The organism is Mycolicibacterium sp. lyk4-40-TYG-92, from assembly GCF_030209435.1.
Lineage (GTDB): Bacteria > Actinomycetota > Actinomycetes > Mycobacteriales > Mycobacteriaceae > Mycobacterium.
The window spans coordinates 371,408-387,546 of sequence record NZ_JARVRX010000010.1; the positions used below are offsets into that span (position 1 = coordinate 371,408).

The following is a 16,139-nucleotide window of genomic DNA, read 5'->3' on the forward strand; positions in this document are numbered from 1 at the left end:
GTCGGTAACTCGAATGCCGGGCAGCGCAAGCTTTGTGGTCAAGGTCGGTGGCAGTGACCTGCCCGGTGACGCGGCAGCATTGTTGGTATCGGCGTACGTCGACTGCAGCCTGCGACTACCCGATGCGTTCATGCTGCGCTTCCGCGATCCCGGCCGGATCGTCGTTGAAAAGTCCGGCGTGGAGATCGGTTCGAAGGTCGAAATCTCTGTCGCCACCGATGCCGCTCCGTCGCCGGAGAAACTGATTTCGGCCGAAGTGACCTCGCTGGAAGCCGAGGTTGACGGAACCGGATCATTCACTGTGATACGCGGATACGATCCGGCGCACCGGTTGTTCCGAGGACGGCATACCGAGTCCTACACCCAGGCCACAGCGTCGGATGCGGCCAAAAAAGTGGCTCAGCGCGCGGGGCTGTCGACTGGCCAGGTGAAGTCCAGTTCGACGGTGCACGACCACATCGGCCAGTGCGGACAGACCGACTGGGAATTCCTCGAGGGCATGGCCAAGCAGATCGGGTACGAAGTCGCCGTCCGGGACAACAAGCTCGACTTCGGGCCCCGCGAGACAGCTGACACGGCGCCCTCGGCATCCGGTGATCCCGGTTCCAATCCGCTTGTCCTGCAGTTAGGTGCGGACATCCTGCGATTCCGCGCAGTGATCACCGCGGCCGAGCAGGTCGGCAAGGTCGAGGTCCGGGGGTGGGACATCGCGCAGAAGAAGAAGATCGTCAGCACCGCCGATGCAGGTACCAAGAACGTCAAGTTGGACTCGGCGGACCCGGCGGCCATGGCCAAGCCCTTCGGCAGCCCGAAATACGTTGCCTCCGATATCGCGTATCGAAAACAATCTGAGGCCGATACTGCTGTCAAAGCACTCGTCGAAGAAATCGGCAGCTCGTTTGCCGAAATCGACGCTGTGGCAAGGGGGAATCCAAAGCTCCGCCCCGACGTCGCGATCAGCATCGAGCACGCCGGTAAACCATTCGACGGCAAGTACACATTGACAACCGTGCGGCATCGTTACGAGCCGACCACCGGATACACCACCGCATTCGCCGTCACCGGCCGCCAGGAGCGCAGTCTGTACGGTCTGACTTCCGGCGCGGCGGGCCGGAATCGGACGGCGGGAGGGGTTGTCATCGCGCAGGTCAGTGACGTCAACGACCCCGAACATCAGGGCCGGGTGAAGCTGACTTTTCCTTGGCTGTCCGACGACTACGTCAGTGATTGGGCCCGCACCGTCCAGACGGGCGCGGGCAAAGATCGTGGGGCGATGGTGGTGCCCGAAGTAGGCGACGAGGTTCTGGTGGCATTCGAGCAACAGGACCCTGCGCGCCCCTACGTGATCGGCGGGTTGTTCAACGGGGTTGACAAACCCAAAAGCGGCGGCATCGCCGTCGTCGATTCGGGCTCGGGCGCCATCAACCGCCGATCGTTCATCTCCCGCAACGGGCACCGTATCGACGTCCTTGATGACAGTGGGAAGACCGAGGGCATCGACGTGCAGACCGGCGATGGCAAGTTGCGGGTCACGTTGGACGCGGTCGGTACGAAGATCACAGTGCACAGCGATGGCACGGTACAGATCGATGGAAAGAACGGCATCGTCATCGAATCCTCGTCCGGAGATCTGGAGATGAAGGGGCGCCAGATCAAGATGACTGCACAACAAGGAGTTTCGGTGCAAGGGGGAGCCGGCCAGTTGGAGCTGAAGACTGCCGGGCCGGTGACAGTGCAGGGCACGACTGTCCAGATCAACTGAAGGGTGCCGAGATGATGCCACCAGCGCGAGTCGGGAAGAGGGATTGACGACATGTCTGCGGATTTCATCGGCGCGGGGTGGAACTTTCCGTTGAGCGTCGACGCGACCAGCCGGGTGGCGCTGGCGACGCAGGCGCGAGACATCGAGCAGGCCATCGAGATCATCCTGCGTACGTCACCGGGGGAGCGGCCGATGCGTCCTGAATTCGGCTGCCGTGTACAGGATCACCTGTTCTCCCCGACGAATGCGGTAACGGCCGCGGCAATCGCGAGTGATGTGCGTGCCGCTCTGGTCCGGTGGGAGCCCCGTATCGATGTCGAGGACGTCCGTGTCGGATTCGATCAGGCCGAGTTGGGCACGTTCTACATCGACGTGGTCTACGTGATCCGTGGCGACAACGATGAACGCAACCTGGTCTTCCCGTTCTACGTCATTCCAGACGAGCCCAAACGTGTTGCCGACAAAGAAGTTGCGGAACTGCATTCGGGAGGGCTGTGACATGCTGCAGGCGCCGAATCTGGACGACAGGACGTTCCAGGAACTGGTGGACGACGCGCGCAGGCTGGTACGACTGCGCTGCCCCGAGTGGTCGGATCACAACATCTCCGACCCCGGGATCACACTGATCGAAACCTTCGCGATGATGGTCGACCAGTTGATCTATCGATTGAACCGCGTTCCCGATCGTCACTACATCAAATTCCTGGACCTCCTCGGCCTGCAGTTGCGGCCGCCGGGTGCCGCTCAGGCTGAAGTGACGTTCTGGCTGGCGGCCCCGCAGCCCCAGGTGGTGACGGTCCGAGCGGAGACGGAGGTGAGCACCGACCGCACTGATGTCGAAGAGCCCATTGTGTTTTCGACAACCGAACAATTGGATATCGTGCCCTGTTCCCTGGATCAGGGGCGAGTGGCGACGGTCGCGCAGGGCGCCGAGGCTATTGAGCGCCGCAATGACGGGTCGGGCCCTGCGTTCACCAGTTTTTCCGCCACGCCCAACCCGGGCGACGCCCTGTTGATCGGGCTGAGTGACGCGGTGCCGTCTTGTGCGGTACTGCTGCGATTCGACTGCAGAGTCTCGGGCGTGGGTGTCGATCCGAACAATCCGCCGTATGTGTGGGAGGCCTGGACCGGGGGATCGACGTGGGAGCCCTGCGAAGTCGACCGTGACGAAACCCGCGCGTTCAACCGCCCCGGCGATGTGATTCTGCACGTGCCACGAGGCCATAGCCACGGCACGCCGGCCGGGATCAGCGGCCTGCCCAAGGGGTGGCTCCGATGCCGACTACTGGAGAAGTCACCACTCCGGCCGTCGTATCGGGAATCGCCACTGATCAGCTCTATCAGCGCATGCACAGTCGGTGGGACGGCCCGGATCATCCACGCGCGTGTCGTTCGTGACGAGGTCTTGGGCAATTCTGACGGCACCCCGGGACAGCGTCTGGCCCTGCAGGAGCAGCCGGCGCTGCCGTGGACCGGCACCGCGCTTACGGTCACCGACAGTAACGGAACCACCGAGTGGCACCAGGTCGACAATTTCGCCGGAGCGGACGAATCCACCCCGTGCTTCACCATCAGCCAGGTCGGCGGCGAGGTGCAGTTTGGTCCCGCGGTCCGTGAAGGTGATGGCACGGTAAAGCAGTACGGTGCCATTCCGCCGAAATCTGCGATTCTTCAGATGGCGGCGTACCGGACCGGCGGCGGCCGGAAGGGCAATGTCAGTATTGGCCAGATTCGGGTACTCAAGACGAGCGTGCCGTACGTGTCGCGGGTGCAGAACCGACGGGCTGCGGTGGGTGGCGCCGATGCCGAGACCATCGATGAGGTGAAGGCCCGCGGCCCGCTGTTGTTGCAGACGCGGGGGAAGGCCGTGACGGCGAAGGATTTTGAGCAACTCACTCTGCAAGTGGCTCCTGAGATCGGCCGTGCCGAGTGCCTCACCGCCACGCACGAAGGTCAGGCCGGCGTCGTACGGGTCCTGGTGGTTCCGAATGTCGCCAGTGACACCTTCGGGCAGGTACGCCGTGACGACCTGAACCCGCTGCCCGATACCGTGCGGCGGGTTGCCGAATATCTCGATCAACGGCGCGTCGTCGGCACTCGGCTCGTGATCGAGCCCCCGGTCTACCGTGGGCTCAAAATCGCAGTTCGGCTGAGTGCGCTGCCTGGATTCAATCGGGAACATCTGCGTGACAATGTGATTCGAGCGTTGAACCTACTGTTCCATCCTCTCAAAGGGGGGCCGGATAGACAGGGCTGGCCGTTGGGCCGGGCCGTCCAGCCCCATGAGGTGTCAGCTGCGTTGGCTTGGGTCGGTGGGGTCGATCTGAGCCAGGAAGTCGATCTCAAACTATTCGAGGCCGACGATGCCTCGGGAGTCACCGCTGATGAGCCTGTGCCGCGGCTCATGCTTCCGCGAAACGGCCTGGTATTCGCGCTGAAACCATCGTTACGCATCTTATGAGCGGCGAGTTACCGGCGATGGCCACACCGCACCCGCTCGGCGGCACGTTGCCGTCGGTGTATCTGGGCGATTTTTTCGCCCAACAGCTGTGCGCCTCCTTCGATGATGTACTGGCGCCAATCTTCGCGATTCTGGATTGTTTTCCGGCGTATCTGGATGCGCGCACCGCGCCAGAAGACATGCTTGACTGGCTCGGCGGCTGGATAGGTTTGACGTTGAGCGATGAAGGCGGTCCGGCACGCAAACGAGCGTGCATCGAAATGGGTGCTGCCGTGCTGGCGGAGCGCGGTAATGCGCGCAGTATCCGCGATGTAGTCAGAGCGGCGTTCGAGGTCGATGTCGAGATCGTGGAATCGGGCGCGACGACATGGTCGGTGACCCCCGACTCTGAGGCGGGTGGGGAGCCGGTGCCCGATCTGCTGGTATTGGTCGTCGCAGACGATCCCGGTGCCATTGATCGTCGTCGTCTCGACGAATTGGTCGGCTCCACCAAACCCGCGCATGTGCCACATCGGATCGAAGTCGTCGCCGCGCGGCGCGGCTGATATGAGGAGCCGGCAGCGGTCAAGCCCCCAGATCAGCCTGAATCAGGGCATGTTCACGGCGAACATGTTCTGCGCCAACATGATCGCCGGCAGCATCATGCAGATCGGCGATGAGCAGCCACGCGGACTCGTCCTCGGGGTCAAGGTCTACTGACCGCCGGGCGACTTTCATGGCAAGGTCGTTCTCGCCCAGCGTGTGGTAGTCGGCGGCGAGGGCTGCGGCGGCGGCCGCTGCACCACGACGGTACCGGCATCGCTCCGCGTCGACGTGATCGGCAGGCGGGAAATCTGTCAGCAGGTCACCCGCATAGAGGCCGAGGATCTTTTCCCGTGCCGCGATTCGGCCGCCGACGTCACCCTGCGCTGCTGTGACCGACGCCCTCGACAGCAGCTCGTCGAATGCCACGACGTCCACTGTGGCATTGTCGGGCAACGACATTCGGTACTTCTCGCGGGTGCGTTCGATGCTGATTCCGTACGGGTCCATTGCGTTCCGCACACTCGATATCGCCACTTGAAGACGGTGCGACGCAACTGAATGCGCGGTGCCCGGCCACAGCACGTCTTCCAGGAATTCGCACCGGTGATCGTGATTCGGTGCCAGGGACAACAACTGGAGGATGTTGCGCGCCTGCGGGCGCAGCGCGGCGAGATCCAGCAGCTGACCGTCGACATGGAGCTGGAAGCTTCCGAAACACTTGATGGCGACGGATGGCGTGGTGCCGGGGTCGACAACCGCGTGCTGGGGCGTCGACAGGGTCGCGTCGACACGGGGCGGCACGGCGGCGTTCGTCTTACGGGTCGTCATCATGACCGACAGCAGCCTATGGGCGTTACGTGCGTCTACTGCTGTGCTGTTCGCGATGACTCGACGCAAATCATCGCCCGTGCCCGCACCGCGCAAGGGCAGCAGTTCGCACCACAGCTGCAGAAGCGGTGCGTCCAGATCCTGGAATCGTATTGCTGCCGAGGAAAATTCATCGTCAGCAGCCGCGTACCCGCACCGTTTTCCACTGATCGCGACAGCGACCGTGAGTAGTGCCGCCCCCCACGCATCACCGACTTCCTCGCAGTGGCTGATGTTACCGCGGCAGCTCCTCGACCACCACGCCACGTTCTCCGGCGAGATGGATGCGGCTCGGTGAAATCCGTTGGCCAACCGGGCGATCCATGGGAGTCCCTGCTGTTCGGCCTTTGCGGCGACGTCACTGAATGCTGACTCCGTGTATTCGGACTCGCCGGAGAGCACACTGATTACCGTGAGCGTCAGCTCGGCACCGATCGCGGCCAACGAATCACCGGTAGCTGTGTCGCAGATCGCTGCCAGAGCCGTTCGGGAACGGTCGATTTCGCCGGCAAGAACTGCTGCGAGGGCATAGCACAGACGCGCTCGGCTCTGCTTGCTGCCTGTGGGTTCAACGATCGTCGTGAAATCCGGAGCGTGCTTGATGGCCGCCCGCAGCCACGCACTCCAGTGGGTTGGCGCCGGCGACCGATCGACTCTGCTCTGACCCCGATCGCCAGGAAGCCACATGGCGACGACGCGGTGCTCGTCACTACAGAGTTGGTGGAAATTGGGTTCCTCATACAGGCTTTGCGCGTGTTTGTATGCGTTGGCGGCGGACTCGAGAGCACCTTCTCGCACGAGTCGCCGCGCGTTCGCCAACGCGAGCCATGGGTCGTGGTGCCAGGTGCTCGCGGGAAGGAGATGGTCGTCGTCCATGTGCGAGGCGTCGATGCCGCTACCGCCGTCGCTGCCGAACAACTCGCTGAGCGCTGCCCAGTCGCCCGCCTTCGCGTAGGCGCGGGCCGCCGCGCGCAGATCGCCGGACGCCTCGAGAATCTGGCCGCTGCGGTGGTACAGCGCGCGGGCCTCGTCGATGCCGAAGTCCTCCACGAGGGCGAGTTCGAGATGGGTCTGCAGGATTTCGTGGTAGCGGTAGAACGAACCGCCGTCGTCGGTCGACGTGAACAGCTGGGAGTCCTCTAGTTGTTCCAGAATTCGGTGGCTTCCCTTGCTGTTCAGTAACTCATCGCACGTTGCACCCGAAAGTCGGCCCAGGGTACAGGTTTTCACCAGGAATACACGACGATCCTCGGCCAGCTCGGCGAGTACATTGCGCGTCAGGTAGGAACGCACCAGTTTCGACCGACCGGCAAGGTCGAGCACTGCCTGGTGCCGTTCGGCGACGGTGCGGCCAGCGGTCGACAGATGAAACAACTGGAGCCCGGCAGCCCAACCGCCGGTGCGCCGGGTCAATGCCGCAGCCGCTTCAGGCCGAAGTGGCTGGTTGTACACCGACGCGAACAGTTCCTCGACTTCCCAAGACCGGAAGCGCAGATCGTCGCTGCCGACCTCCTGTATCGATCCGGAAACCCGCATCCGGGGGATGTTGACGCCAGGCACCCGGCGTGAACCGAAAACGAGGTGTAAACGCGGGGGGCGCAGCGACACGAGGCGTTCGAGCGCGCGTTCGGCTGGAGTATCGGCTATCTCGTGAAGATCATCAAGAATCAATGCGCCCGCCGGCCCGTTCCAGCGGTCCAGTCCGGTGAGGACGTCGGTCATCGACGTGGCGTCGGCCAATTCCGTGACCGGCGCCAGAGCGCGCCGCAGGTGGGCGACGAGACGGTCCTCGGCAGCGTCATCGGCGGTGACCCGGTACCAGCCAACCGGGACCGGTATCTGTGCGGCGACTCGGGCGAGCAGTGTTGTCTTTCCCGATCCTGCCGGGGCGACAACCACATTGAGGCCTCCCGGGGCAGCGGACATGAGGGGCCGCTCAAGCCGCTCACGCATCAGCCCCCGCGCCTCAGGTGCGCGCAGCTTCTCCTGAAGGACGGAGTCGAGCATCGTTTCGCGCGGTGCGTTCGTGCTAGCCGGCGGATCGTCATCGGCCCGGATTGTCTGTGCCCGATGTGGTCTCGGAACTCCCATTCGTGGTCGCCGATCCGGTCCCTATGGCGAGCCGACCAACGCAGTGCGGTGATCGGCGGGCGTCAGTTCGGTAACTGCCGGGCGATCGAAATACCAGACAGGCACCCCGCGGAATCTGTTCAACGACACGTTGAATCCTCCATGTCCTGTCATGTGCGGCGATGCCGCAGTCAGCAAATTTCAGTCAGGTTGCTAATTGAAGCCCGATCGGCTTTGCTCACGCTGAGAATTCCGGCACATCCAGCAAACTTATTGCTGCGGTCTGTCCTCGCCTTGGCGCGCCACGACTCAATGTCCTTGCGTCGGTGGTCGTGGTGCACCGTGGCGTCCTTTCGCGGGTCTCTACCGGGCCATGGCGAGACCATCGGCCTGCCCCAACGGGCAATTATCGACTGTTCATTGGCTCATACGCATGGGGAGAAATTCCCCATCTTTGCCGGCTGCAGGTTGGGATGTACCGGTGATGTCAGCCACGTCTATCGTCGCCGGGCCTGGCGGCATTCGACAAGGGGCATGTGCCCAGCTGCGAATGCCGGGCATTCTCCTCGACGTGCCCGCTGCGTTGCCGCGGCGAAATATCTCGATAAGACGGACGACTCGCCCGCGCGCCGGGGCGCCTGCATCAGCGACGTGGCTGACATGTCGCCGTTTCGGACCCCGCCGAAAGTGGCAAAAGAGAGATTTCTATGTGATTCATCCTGCAGTATTGACTGCATAACAATTAGGATTTTTGCTATTGGGAAACCAGCAAGCAATTGCACTGTGGGTGAAGTTGGTGAGATCGGGGCGCCGCGAGGGCTGGTTCGTCCATAATCAGGCTGACGCGGGTGAGCTCTGGGCGGTAACACGGAGGAAAGCGAATGGCGGCTCCGAGGCGTGTGGGCACTCTGTTTGCGGTGGTCGGTGCTGTCGTTACGGCCGCCGGTGTCGCCGCGTGCACCCAGCCGATGCCACCGCCACCGCCGAAGACGACATCCACGTCGAGCACGACGACCACCACGACGACAACGACAACCACAACGACAACCACCACGAGCGCCACCAGCAGTACGTCTGCGAGTGTGTCCGGCTCCTCGGGGGCCAACGGCAGCAGCGCGCCCGGCGGATCCGGTGCAGCTTCGGCGCCCAAGGTGACTGTGGGTGACAGCGCGCTGCCCGCTACCGGTCCGGTGCAATGCACCGACGAGCCCAACGGCTTCCGCACCATAAAGGTGGGCCCGGATCCGGGCTATACCGCGCAGGTTGCGCCAGACGAGAATGTCACCGTCGTCAGGGTGGACCTCGGCGTTGTCGAGGGCGTGCCCCTGCAGGTCCAGAACGATGGCAGCACGGTGCCGGCCCAAGCGCGAAAATCCGGCAACACGTACAGCATCGTCGGCATGGCGCAGGGGATAGACCCGTCCACCAAGCAGGTGGTGAAGAAGGACTTCAAGTTCGAGGCGACGTGTCCATGAGCTGGGATCGACCAATCGTGGATGGCGAGTTCCGTGGCCGGCGCTAGTGGGTCAGCAACGCAGTCGTCGGCCGTGGCCGACGGTGTTGATGCCTCCGACGCGGACTTGCTTGCGCAGCTTGGCGCTTTGCTGGCCGATGTCGCAGAGCAGCTCGACAGTCCCGCAAACGACCGGATCAACGCCATGGCGCGGCGTTTGATGCAGCCGCTGAGGATCGCCGTCGTCGGACGAACAAACGCGGGTAAATCCACTTTGGTGAACGCGCTGATCGGAGCCCGGGTGGCGCCGACGCGTGCCACCGAATGCACGCGGGTGGTCACTTGGTATCAGTACGGGGCCAACCAGGCTCGGGTCATTCGCCGAGACGGCGCCGCGGTCCCCATATATACCGGGCCGCAGGGCGAGTTGCCCGACGAGCTCGGCGTGCCAGTCGACGAGATCGACCGGCTGGAGGTGTCGCTGTCGTACGCGCCGCTGCGGCGCGTGATCGTCATCGACACTCCCGGGCTGTCCGGCGATGACGGCCTCGCCGACCAAACCGAACGCCTTCTCGCATCTGGCGAGATCGACGTGATGGTGTTCGTTCTCGGCGAGATCGTGCACGCCGATGAAGCGAAGATCATCAACGACTTCTACGCCAAGAATCGCGGCGCGTTCGACTTCCCGAACGCCATGGGCATCCTGAGCCGTGCCGACCAGTACGGCGACGGCGACGATCCGTGGCCGCTCGCCGTCGCGACTGCCACCCGGCACGCCGCTGATCTGGCGGCGGGCTTGGCCGGAGTGCTGCCCGTCATGGGCAAGATCGCCGAGACCGCCGAAACCGGCGCATTTGATGAGTCCCAAGCTGATTCGATCCGGACGCTGGCCGGCATCGACGAGGCTGACCTGGAAATGGCCCTGATGTGGGCCGGCGCATTCGAGGCAATCGATGCCCTGCCGCCGGGGGCTGCGCGAGTGCTGCTGGACCGCCTTGATCTCTTCGGGATCCGGATGCTGACGGAGACGGCCGACGCGGGGACGTCAGCGGCCGCGATGCATGGCAAACTGCGGTCGGTTTCGGGCATCGCGTCGCTGTGGCGCCGGCTCAACGTGCTGTATGCGCGGCCTGCGGCGGTCCTCAAGGCGACCCGGACACTGGCCGAGTTGGATCGATCGCTCACCGCGGCAGCGATTTCCAAGCCTCAACGGCAGGCGGTACGGCAGCGGATTCAACAGTTGCGCGATCACCCCGCCATGCACACGTTGGCCGAACTTCGGTGTCTGGCCGCGCTGTACTCGGGCCGGTGTACGTTGCCGGACAGTCACACCATGCAGACGGCGCTGAGCCTGTGGGAGGAGACGGAACCGGCTGCACGTCTCGGCGCGCCGGCCGATACTTCTCGTGAGCACCTGGCCGGAATGGCGATGGACGCCAGCAGATGGTGGCGTGCCTACGCCAACACCTCCTCGAATGCGCTTGTGCGCCAACTCGCGGACACTGCGCACTGGTCGACATACCAGTTGAGTACCGAACTGCGTGCGCGATCATGACTGCACCCGCCGATTTCGATTTGGCAGCGCTGCGAGAATCGCTGAAAACGCTGTTGCCGGACGTCGGTGCGGGCGCGGCGCTGCAGCGGCTGTCGGGAAATGCGGGCGCATCTGCGGGAACTCGGGCCAACATCGTCGTGGTAGGCGAACCCAGTACCGGCAAGACATCAATGATCAACGCCCTCCTCGGGCGTGCTGACCTGCTGCCGGCAAGGCCGACAGCCGCCTATATCGCCATCGGTGGCGACCGAAACCCGTCGGTGCGCGCCCGTTACGCGGACGGCCGAACGACCAGCGGCGACGAGGCACACCTGGCGCAACTCCTCGGCGAGGGCGGCAATGAGCGTCCCGAGCGGATCGAACTCATGGTGGCCGATCCGCGGCTGTCCGGGCTGACATTGTTCGATACGCCCGGCGTCGGTGGAATCGACTCGGCCCTGGCGCAATTGACCCTGACCGCAGTACAGCAAGCGACGGCTTTGGTATTCGTCTGCTCGGCGGCGGCGAAAATCTCGATTGCTGAGCGCAAATTCCTCGCAGAAGCGGCAACTCGCATCGATCAGATCGTGTTCGTGCTGTCCAAGATCGACAGGTACACCGACTGGGAGCAGGTGCTCGCCGAGAACGCCGAAACGATCCGCGGCGATTTCCGCCGATTCCCGGCGGGCCGATTCGACGACGTGGTGTTCGTGCCCATCAGCTCGAGGCTGGCGAATATGGCCGCCGCCCGCGGCAATCTCACCCTTGCTCGCCACAGCGGTATCGAAGACCTCTGGAACCAGCTGCACAGAATCTCGGCGATGCACCATCGGCTCGAGGAACTGAACACCTTGCGGGAGATCGCCACCGCCATCACCGATGCCGAAATCATTCTGGCGGAACGCAAACGCACGCTCGAATCCGCGCCAGAAGACGACGCGGCGCTCGCGGCGATAACCCGTCAGATCGCAGAACTCACCGAGGCCAACTCGGCATGGCGGATGGAGTTGTCGAAGCAGATCGACACGGCGCGTGACGAGGCGCGCACCCGCCTACGTCGTCGGGTGAGCCAGTTGCGCGACCGCTACGACGCCACGATGAAGGACAAGATCAAGCCGAACATGATCCCGGAGATCGAATCGGCGATCGTGTCCGACCTCTGTGCCTTGCAAGACGAGATCGACGACGCAGTGCGCGAACACATCACCGAGATCACGCGTCATCTGCTCGTTGGAATTGTCGGCAGTGAGGGCGAGGTAATGACATTGGCCGACCGGCTGCCGGCCCGCGGCGAGACGCCCGCGGAGTTTCTTCGGGAGCGAACGGGCCCGCCTCAGGATCCGTCGGCAACGATGATGGGCCTGACGACGGCGATGATGGGCACCAATACCGCGCGCATGTTGATCACCCCCGGCTTGGCGGCAGCCCTCCACGTGGCGGGGGCCGGCATCATCGCGGTGGGTGTCGGCGCCGTGGCAGCGTTGCCCGTCGGTGTGGTGTGGTGGCGTCTGCAGAAGAAGTTCCGTGAAAGGGCGAGCGACGTCGTCAGCCTGCGTGCGTGGATAAATGAATGCCTCAACAGTGCAAATGCCGAAATTTCTCTTGATCTGGACCGAATTTTCCGACAAGCTTCCTATACCCTCCAGGAAACTATCGCGAGTGCCATGTCTGATGCTCTGCAGACCGCAACGGAAGCCCGGAAAGATTTGGGCCGGGCCCGTGACCGCGCGGCCGCAGACCTGCTCCGCCTCAACAAGGTCAAGGCTCAGCTCGACCCGCTCCGAGAAGCATCTCGCGTCCGGCGTGCGGCGCTGCTGGCCGGTCCGCCCTCAGGAGCTGGTTGAAATGGCTGATCGACTGTCCTGCAATGGTATTGCGCGCTCAAACCTCGTGAACTTCACATCTGCCGAAGAGGTGCGCCGATGACTGATTTCATGGATTCGCACGAAATCGACCATGGTGATGCTCATGGGGGGTCGGCCACTCCCGACGTACACTATGCCGACCTCCACCAGAGCGATGATTGGAATGCCGGCGCGCACGAGGCCTTACTGGATTTGCCGTTGCAGCACACTGGCGCCGTGCACCCGGGACTCGTTCATGGCGATCCCTCGATAATCAGCGACGACTGGTTCTTCCAGCGCAGCAGTGGGTACTGTGTACCGGCCTCGCTCACCGAAGTGCTGTCACAGGTTACCGGGCACCGCTTTCTCGACGAGTCGGTAGTGGCGGAGCGGTTCGCCGCGATGGGAAAACCCGTTACCGCACATGGTGAAACGCTCTCTGATGCGGTGAAAGTACTCGACTCTTTCGGGGTGGCGTCGCATGTCGCGTCGAACGCAAACATGTCCGATCTCGAGCACTACCTGGATGACGGCCGGGCCCTCATCGTCGGTGTCGATGCGGACGAGATCTGGCATGGTCACGACACTGATGCCAATCCCAGCGGACGCGCCAACCACGCCCTGCTGATAACCGGAATCGACGACTCGCGCCACCTTGTCACGCTTTCAGACCCCGGCAACCCTGACGGCAGTGACGAAGTCGTGCCCCTTGATGTGTTCAAACAAGCGTGGGCAGCCGGCGACAACCAACTACTGGTCACCGATCAACCGGTTACGCACCATGGCGTCACGACTCCAGGTCCGGTTGTCGTCCCCGTCGCGCTGAATGCCCATGCGCCTACCACGGATATGTTCCTCGCTGCCCGACGCGGAGACGGTGGTACCAGTGATACGCATGTGGTGCAGCGCGGTGAAACCTTGTCGAGCATCGCACAAAGTGTTTACGGGGACCCCGACGCATACACCAGAATTGCTGCGGCAAATGGGATTTCTGACCCCGACCTCATCGTCGACGGTCAAGTACTCACCATTCCCGGTGTGACAGGCGCCGGGGCATCGAGTACGTCGGCTGCTCTCTCACCGGATGGTCGATTCGCATCGGCCATGGACCATGCAATGGGGTCATCGGCGGGCTCCGCTGCCGCCCACCCTGGCGATGGTTCCAGTCAATTCGCCGGCGCCACAAGTCGTCCCGACCAGGTGGCCGCGCCCCAGGCAGCGGACACCGGCGCCAATTCGGGTGTTGTTGTCGAACCGGTGGCGCCGCAGGTTGCTTCCGGACCGACGAACCCGTCAACCTCGTCGGCGGTTTCGACGACTCCCGGGGACCCCGGCGCGAATTCGGGTGTTGTCGTCGAACCGGTGACGCCGCAGAGCGGAGCCGGACCGGCGAACCAGTCGACCGTGTCTCCGGCCTCGTCGACTCCGGCAGCCGGCCCGAATCCGTCAGTTGTCGTCGAGCCGGTCGGCCCTGACTCCGGGCCCGCATCTGCGAATCGGTCGGATGCGTCCTCGCCTACTGCGGACGTCGGTAGTAACCACACCAAGTCAGCTGGTGGCGCGGTCAATCCCCAAACTGCGGTCGCATCCACAGCAGCGGCGACGGGCGGTGCCGACGTCCCGGCGGCACCGTCTCGGGGAGCGGTGTCGCACCCCGCTCAGCCACACCCTCACCCGGATCCGTCGCCGCCGCAGCATTCGTCCGCACCAGCGCCGGAGCCCGGTACATCCGGTGACCAGGCCGAACCGGTAGACCCGACCGTCGCGAAACCGTCAGCGCTTCTGGATACGGGCGTGCACGAACCGCCGCAGCAGTGGCACGCCAACTGGAAAGCCATGGCGCAGAAGGAATCCAGTGGAAACTGGTCGATCAACTCCGGTAACGGGTTCTACGGCGGTTTGCAGTTCACGCAGTCCACGTGGGAGGAGAGCGGCGGATTGAAGTTCGCGCCACGCGCGGATCTCGCCACGCCGCACCAGCAGATGTTGATTGCCGAGCAGACCTTGAAGAATCAAGGTCCGGGGGCGTGGCCGAACACCTTCGTGCCGGGAACGACGACTGACGTGCCCGCTCCCGCCAGTCATCCTGTCGCAGATGCGGCCAAGTCCGTCTCGAGCCCGGTCGGGGACGGTGTGGCAGATGCTGCGAAGGTTACGACCGAGCCGCCTGTCAGTGCCCCACCTCCCGAAAGTCAAGCCGTTCAGCATAATTCGAGTGCGGTGTCGGCCGCGATCAACATGGCGCACTCGATGGCGGGCAAGCCCTATATCTGGGGAGGGCATGGCGAGGGCGGAGCAGACTGCTCCGGTTTGGTGTCGATGGTCGTCAACGCGTTTACCGGTGCCGCTCCGAGTCAGAGCCGGATGGCTACCCCCAATGAGGCCAGTTGGTTGCAGGCACGTGGAGCGATTGTCGTGAACAGCCCTTCCGAGGTGCCGCCCGGCACCCTGGCGGTGGGCTGGAATGACCACCACACGACGGGCACCCTGCCGGACGGAACCAGCTTCGAAGCCGCGACCGAAGGCGTCCCGATCAAAGTCGGCGCCGGCGCCACACCTTGGAATCACAAGCAATTCACTCAGTGGGCCTACTTCCCGACGAGTGCCATGGCGCCACAGCCCGGACCCGAGCCGCCGGATTCGACTGCTCCGCCGCCCGCTCCGCCGGGAGCAGAAGCTCCGCCGCCACCTGGAGCGGAACCCCCGCCACCACCGGGTATGGACACGCCGCCTGAACCGCCCGGGCCGCCACCGCCCGAACCGCCGCCTCCGCCGGACCCGTCGCCGCCGGACCCGCCGCCGGAACCTGTTGCGCCGCAATAGTTTGGCTGTGAATGTAAGCCGCTACTGCGTACTCAAGTACATGCATCCACGCTTGCCGTCAGGACTCTCCGCAGGGACAGGAACGGAATATGACCTATCACGATGACTTTCCCAGCTCCGGAGAAGGCGAGTATCTCGGTGGTTCGAGTGAGGCGGTGGCATGGTCCGACGCCACTCGAGCGGCACCTGCAAGCCAGTTGCCGCTGGACGAACCGCCGCCTGCGGCGATCCCTTGGCAAGAACCGGCAAAGCGGCCTGCTCGCATTTCGACTGCGACCTTGGTGATCGGATTGGGTGTCTTCGGCGCGGTCATCTTGCTCGTTGCCATCGTGTGGGCGATGTTCACTCAGCAGGATTCGTCGACCAACGGTGCCGATCCTTTCGCCGGGTCATCGAGGCCTCGGTCCACTTCAACGGTGGCGAGTTCCGACTCTGTGCCGGGCGCGGACATCCCGGTAGCGGTGGCCGATCCCGACGGTGCTGGTCAGCGGTGTGCGGATGGCTTCCATGTGAAGGGCCACGACGGATTTGGTACACATTCGCTTCGCGGTTCCAAGGAGACGTCATGTGTCTTCACCGGGCGAGTGCTTGAAGCGTACTGGGAACAGGTGGGGGCGCCCACCAAAGAGCCCAAACGAGTCACCGCTGAAGGTACGGTGCCGTGCAGCGCGACCGGTGGTGAATGCAGAGGCGAGATTTTCGTGATGACATGTGCCGCTCAGGACGGTGAAGCCTGGATAACGTGCGTTGGCGGAAAGAATGCCCGCGTCTTCATCTATTGAGCCAGCGCTCTATCCACG

General features: G+C 63.7%; 13 protein-coding genes and 1 pseudogene. 11 read left to right on the plus strand and 3 right to left on the minus strand.

The window, feature by feature from the left end; all coding sequences use genetic code 11:
- Positions 1–13 precede the first annotated feature (13 nt).
- From QRN63_RS16535 to QRN63_RS16550, 4 genes are read left to right on the plus strand one after another with little or no spacing between them, the layout of a single operon-like run.
- A complete protein-coding gene (locus QRN63_RS16535) occupies positions 14–1,762 on the plus strand; it encodes a VgrG-related protein (RefSeq protein WP_285031754.1) in 1,749 nt (582 codons plus the stop codon).
- Between the two features lie 51 nt (positions 1,763–1,813).
- The gene (locus tag QRN63_RS16540) at positions 1,814–2,260 is read left to right on the plus strand and encodes a gp25 family contractile injection system sheath assembly initiator (protein WP_285031756.1); all 447 of its coding nucleotides are present in this window, start codon (positions 1,814–1,816) and stop codon (positions 2,258–2,260) included.
- 1 nt (position 2,261) lies between these two features.
- Positions 2,262–4,223: a putative baseplate assembly protein gene (locus tag QRN63_RS16545; protein WP_285031758.1), complete on the plus strand. Its 1,962-nt coding sequence runs from the start codon at positions 2,262–2,264 to the stop codon at positions 4,221–4,223.
- A gap of 17 nt (positions 4,224–4,240) precedes the next feature.
- Entirely contained in the window at positions 4,241–4,768 is a 528-nt protein-coding gene (locus QRN63_RS16550; protein WP_285031760.1) for a phage tail protein, read from the plus strand.
- Between the two features lie 19 nt (positions 4,769–4,787).
- On the opposite strand, the gene QRN63_RS16555 is transcribed toward QRN63_RS16550, so the two are convergent.
- Positions 4,788–7,622 carry an AfsR/SARP family transcriptional regulator gene (locus tag QRN63_RS16555; protein WP_285031762.1) on the minus strand — a complete coding sequence of 945 codons (2,835 nt, stop codon included), beginning with the start codon at positions 7,620–7,622 and terminating at the stop codon, positions 4,788–4,790.
- A gap of 1,018 nt (positions 7,623–8,640) precedes the next feature.
- Between QRN63_RS16555 and QRN63_RS16560 the strand changes: the two genes are divergently transcribed.
- The 5 genes and pseudogenes from QRN63_RS16560 to QRN63_RS29735 form a co-directional block, all read left to right on the plus strand.
- Complete coding sequence (locus tag QRN63_RS16560) at positions 8,641–8,850, plus strand: hypothetical protein (protein WP_285031764.1); 210 nt, start codon at positions 8,641–8,643, stop codon at positions 8,848–8,850.
- The gene (locus QRN63_RS16565) at positions 8,843–9,160 is read left to right on the plus strand and encodes a lipoprotein LpqH (RefSeq protein WP_285031765.1); all 318 of its coding nucleotides are present in this window, start codon (positions 8,843–8,845) and stop codon (positions 9,158–9,160) included. Before QRN63_RS16560 ends, QRN63_RS16565 begins: the two co-directional genes overlap by 8 nt.
- 72 nt (positions 9,161–9,232) lie before the next feature.
- Positions 9,233–10,693 carry a GTPase gene (locus QRN63_RS16570; RefSeq protein WP_285031766.1) on the plus strand — a complete coding sequence of 487 codons (1,461 nt, stop codon included), beginning with the start codon at positions 9,233–9,235 and terminating at the stop codon, positions 10,691–10,693.
- The gene (locus QRN63_RS16575; protein ID WP_285031767.1) at positions 10,690–12,516 is read left to right on the plus strand and encodes a dynamin family protein; all 1,827 of its coding nucleotides are present in this window, start codon (positions 10,690–10,692) and stop codon (positions 12,514–12,516) included. The genes QRN63_RS16570 and QRN63_RS16575 overlap by 4 nt, the downstream gene beginning before the upstream one ends.
- 90 nt (positions 12,517–12,606) lie before the next feature.
- A pseudogene (locus QRN63_RS29735) lies at positions 12,607–13,203 on the plus strand (C39 family peptidase); the annotation flags it as partial.
- 63 nt (positions 13,204–13,266) lie between these two features.
- On the opposite strand, the gene QRN63_RS16585 reads toward QRN63_RS29735, so the two are convergent.
- Complete coding sequence (locus QRN63_RS16585; RefSeq protein ID WP_285031769.1) at positions 13,267–13,413, minus strand: hypothetical protein; 147 nt, start codon at positions 13,411–13,413, stop codon at positions 13,267–13,269.
- Between the two features lie 269 nt (positions 13,414–13,682).
- Complete coding sequence (locus tag QRN63_RS16590) at positions 13,683–14,060, minus strand: hypothetical protein (RefSeq protein ID WP_285031770.1); 378 nt, start codon at positions 14,058–14,060, stop codon at positions 13,683–13,685.
- Between the two features lie 250 nt (positions 14,061–14,310).
- Here QRN63_RS16590 and QRN63_RS29740 point away from each other — a divergent pair, with 250 nt between their 5' ends.
- The gene (locus tag QRN63_RS29740; RefSeq protein WP_502888152.1) at positions 14,311–15,339 is read left to right on the plus strand and encodes a transglycosylase family protein; all 1,029 of its coding nucleotides are present in this window, start codon (positions 14,311–14,313) and stop codon (positions 15,337–15,339) included.
- Between the two features lie 89 nt (positions 15,340–15,428).
- Complete coding sequence (locus QRN63_RS16605; RefSeq protein WP_285031771.1) at positions 15,429–16,121, plus strand: hypothetical protein; 693 nt, start codon at positions 15,429–15,431, stop codon at positions 16,119–16,121.
- Positions 16,122–16,139: the final 18 nt, after the last annotated feature.

Bases quoted from the DNA above. Each gene is read 5' to 3' on its own strand.
- QRN63_RS16535 (WP_285031754.1), top strand. From the start codon at position 14: ATGCCGGGCAGCGCAAGCTTTGTGGTCAAGGTCGGTGGCAGTGACCTG.
- QRN63_RS16540 (WP_285031756.1), top strand. From the start codon at position 1,814: ATGTCTGCGGATTTCATCGGCGCGGGGTGGAACTTTCCGTTGAGCGTC.
- QRN63_RS16545 (WP_285031758.1), top strand. From the start codon at position 2,262: ATGCTGCAGGCGCCGAATCTGGACGACAGGACGTTCCAGGAACTGGTG.
- QRN63_RS16550 (WP_285031760.1), top strand. From the start codon at position 4,241: ATGGCCACACCGCACCCGCTCGGCGGCACGTTGCCGTCGGTGTATCTG.
- QRN63_RS16555 (WP_285031762.1), bottom strand. From the start codon at position 7,622: ATGCTCGACTCCGTCCTTCAGGAGAAGCTGCGCGCACCTGAGGCGCGG.
- QRN63_RS16575 (WP_285031767.1), top strand. From the start codon at position 10,690: ATGACTGCACCCGCCGATTTCGATTTGGCAGCGCTGCGAGAATCGCTG.
- QRN63_RS16585 (WP_285031769.1), bottom strand. From the start codon at position 13,413: ATGCGTATCACTGGTACCACCGTCTCCGCGTCGGGCAGCGAGGAACAT.
- QRN63_RS16605 (WP_285031771.1), top strand. From the start codon at position 15,429: ATGACCTATCACGATGACTTTCCCAGCTCCGGAGAAGGCGAGTATCTC.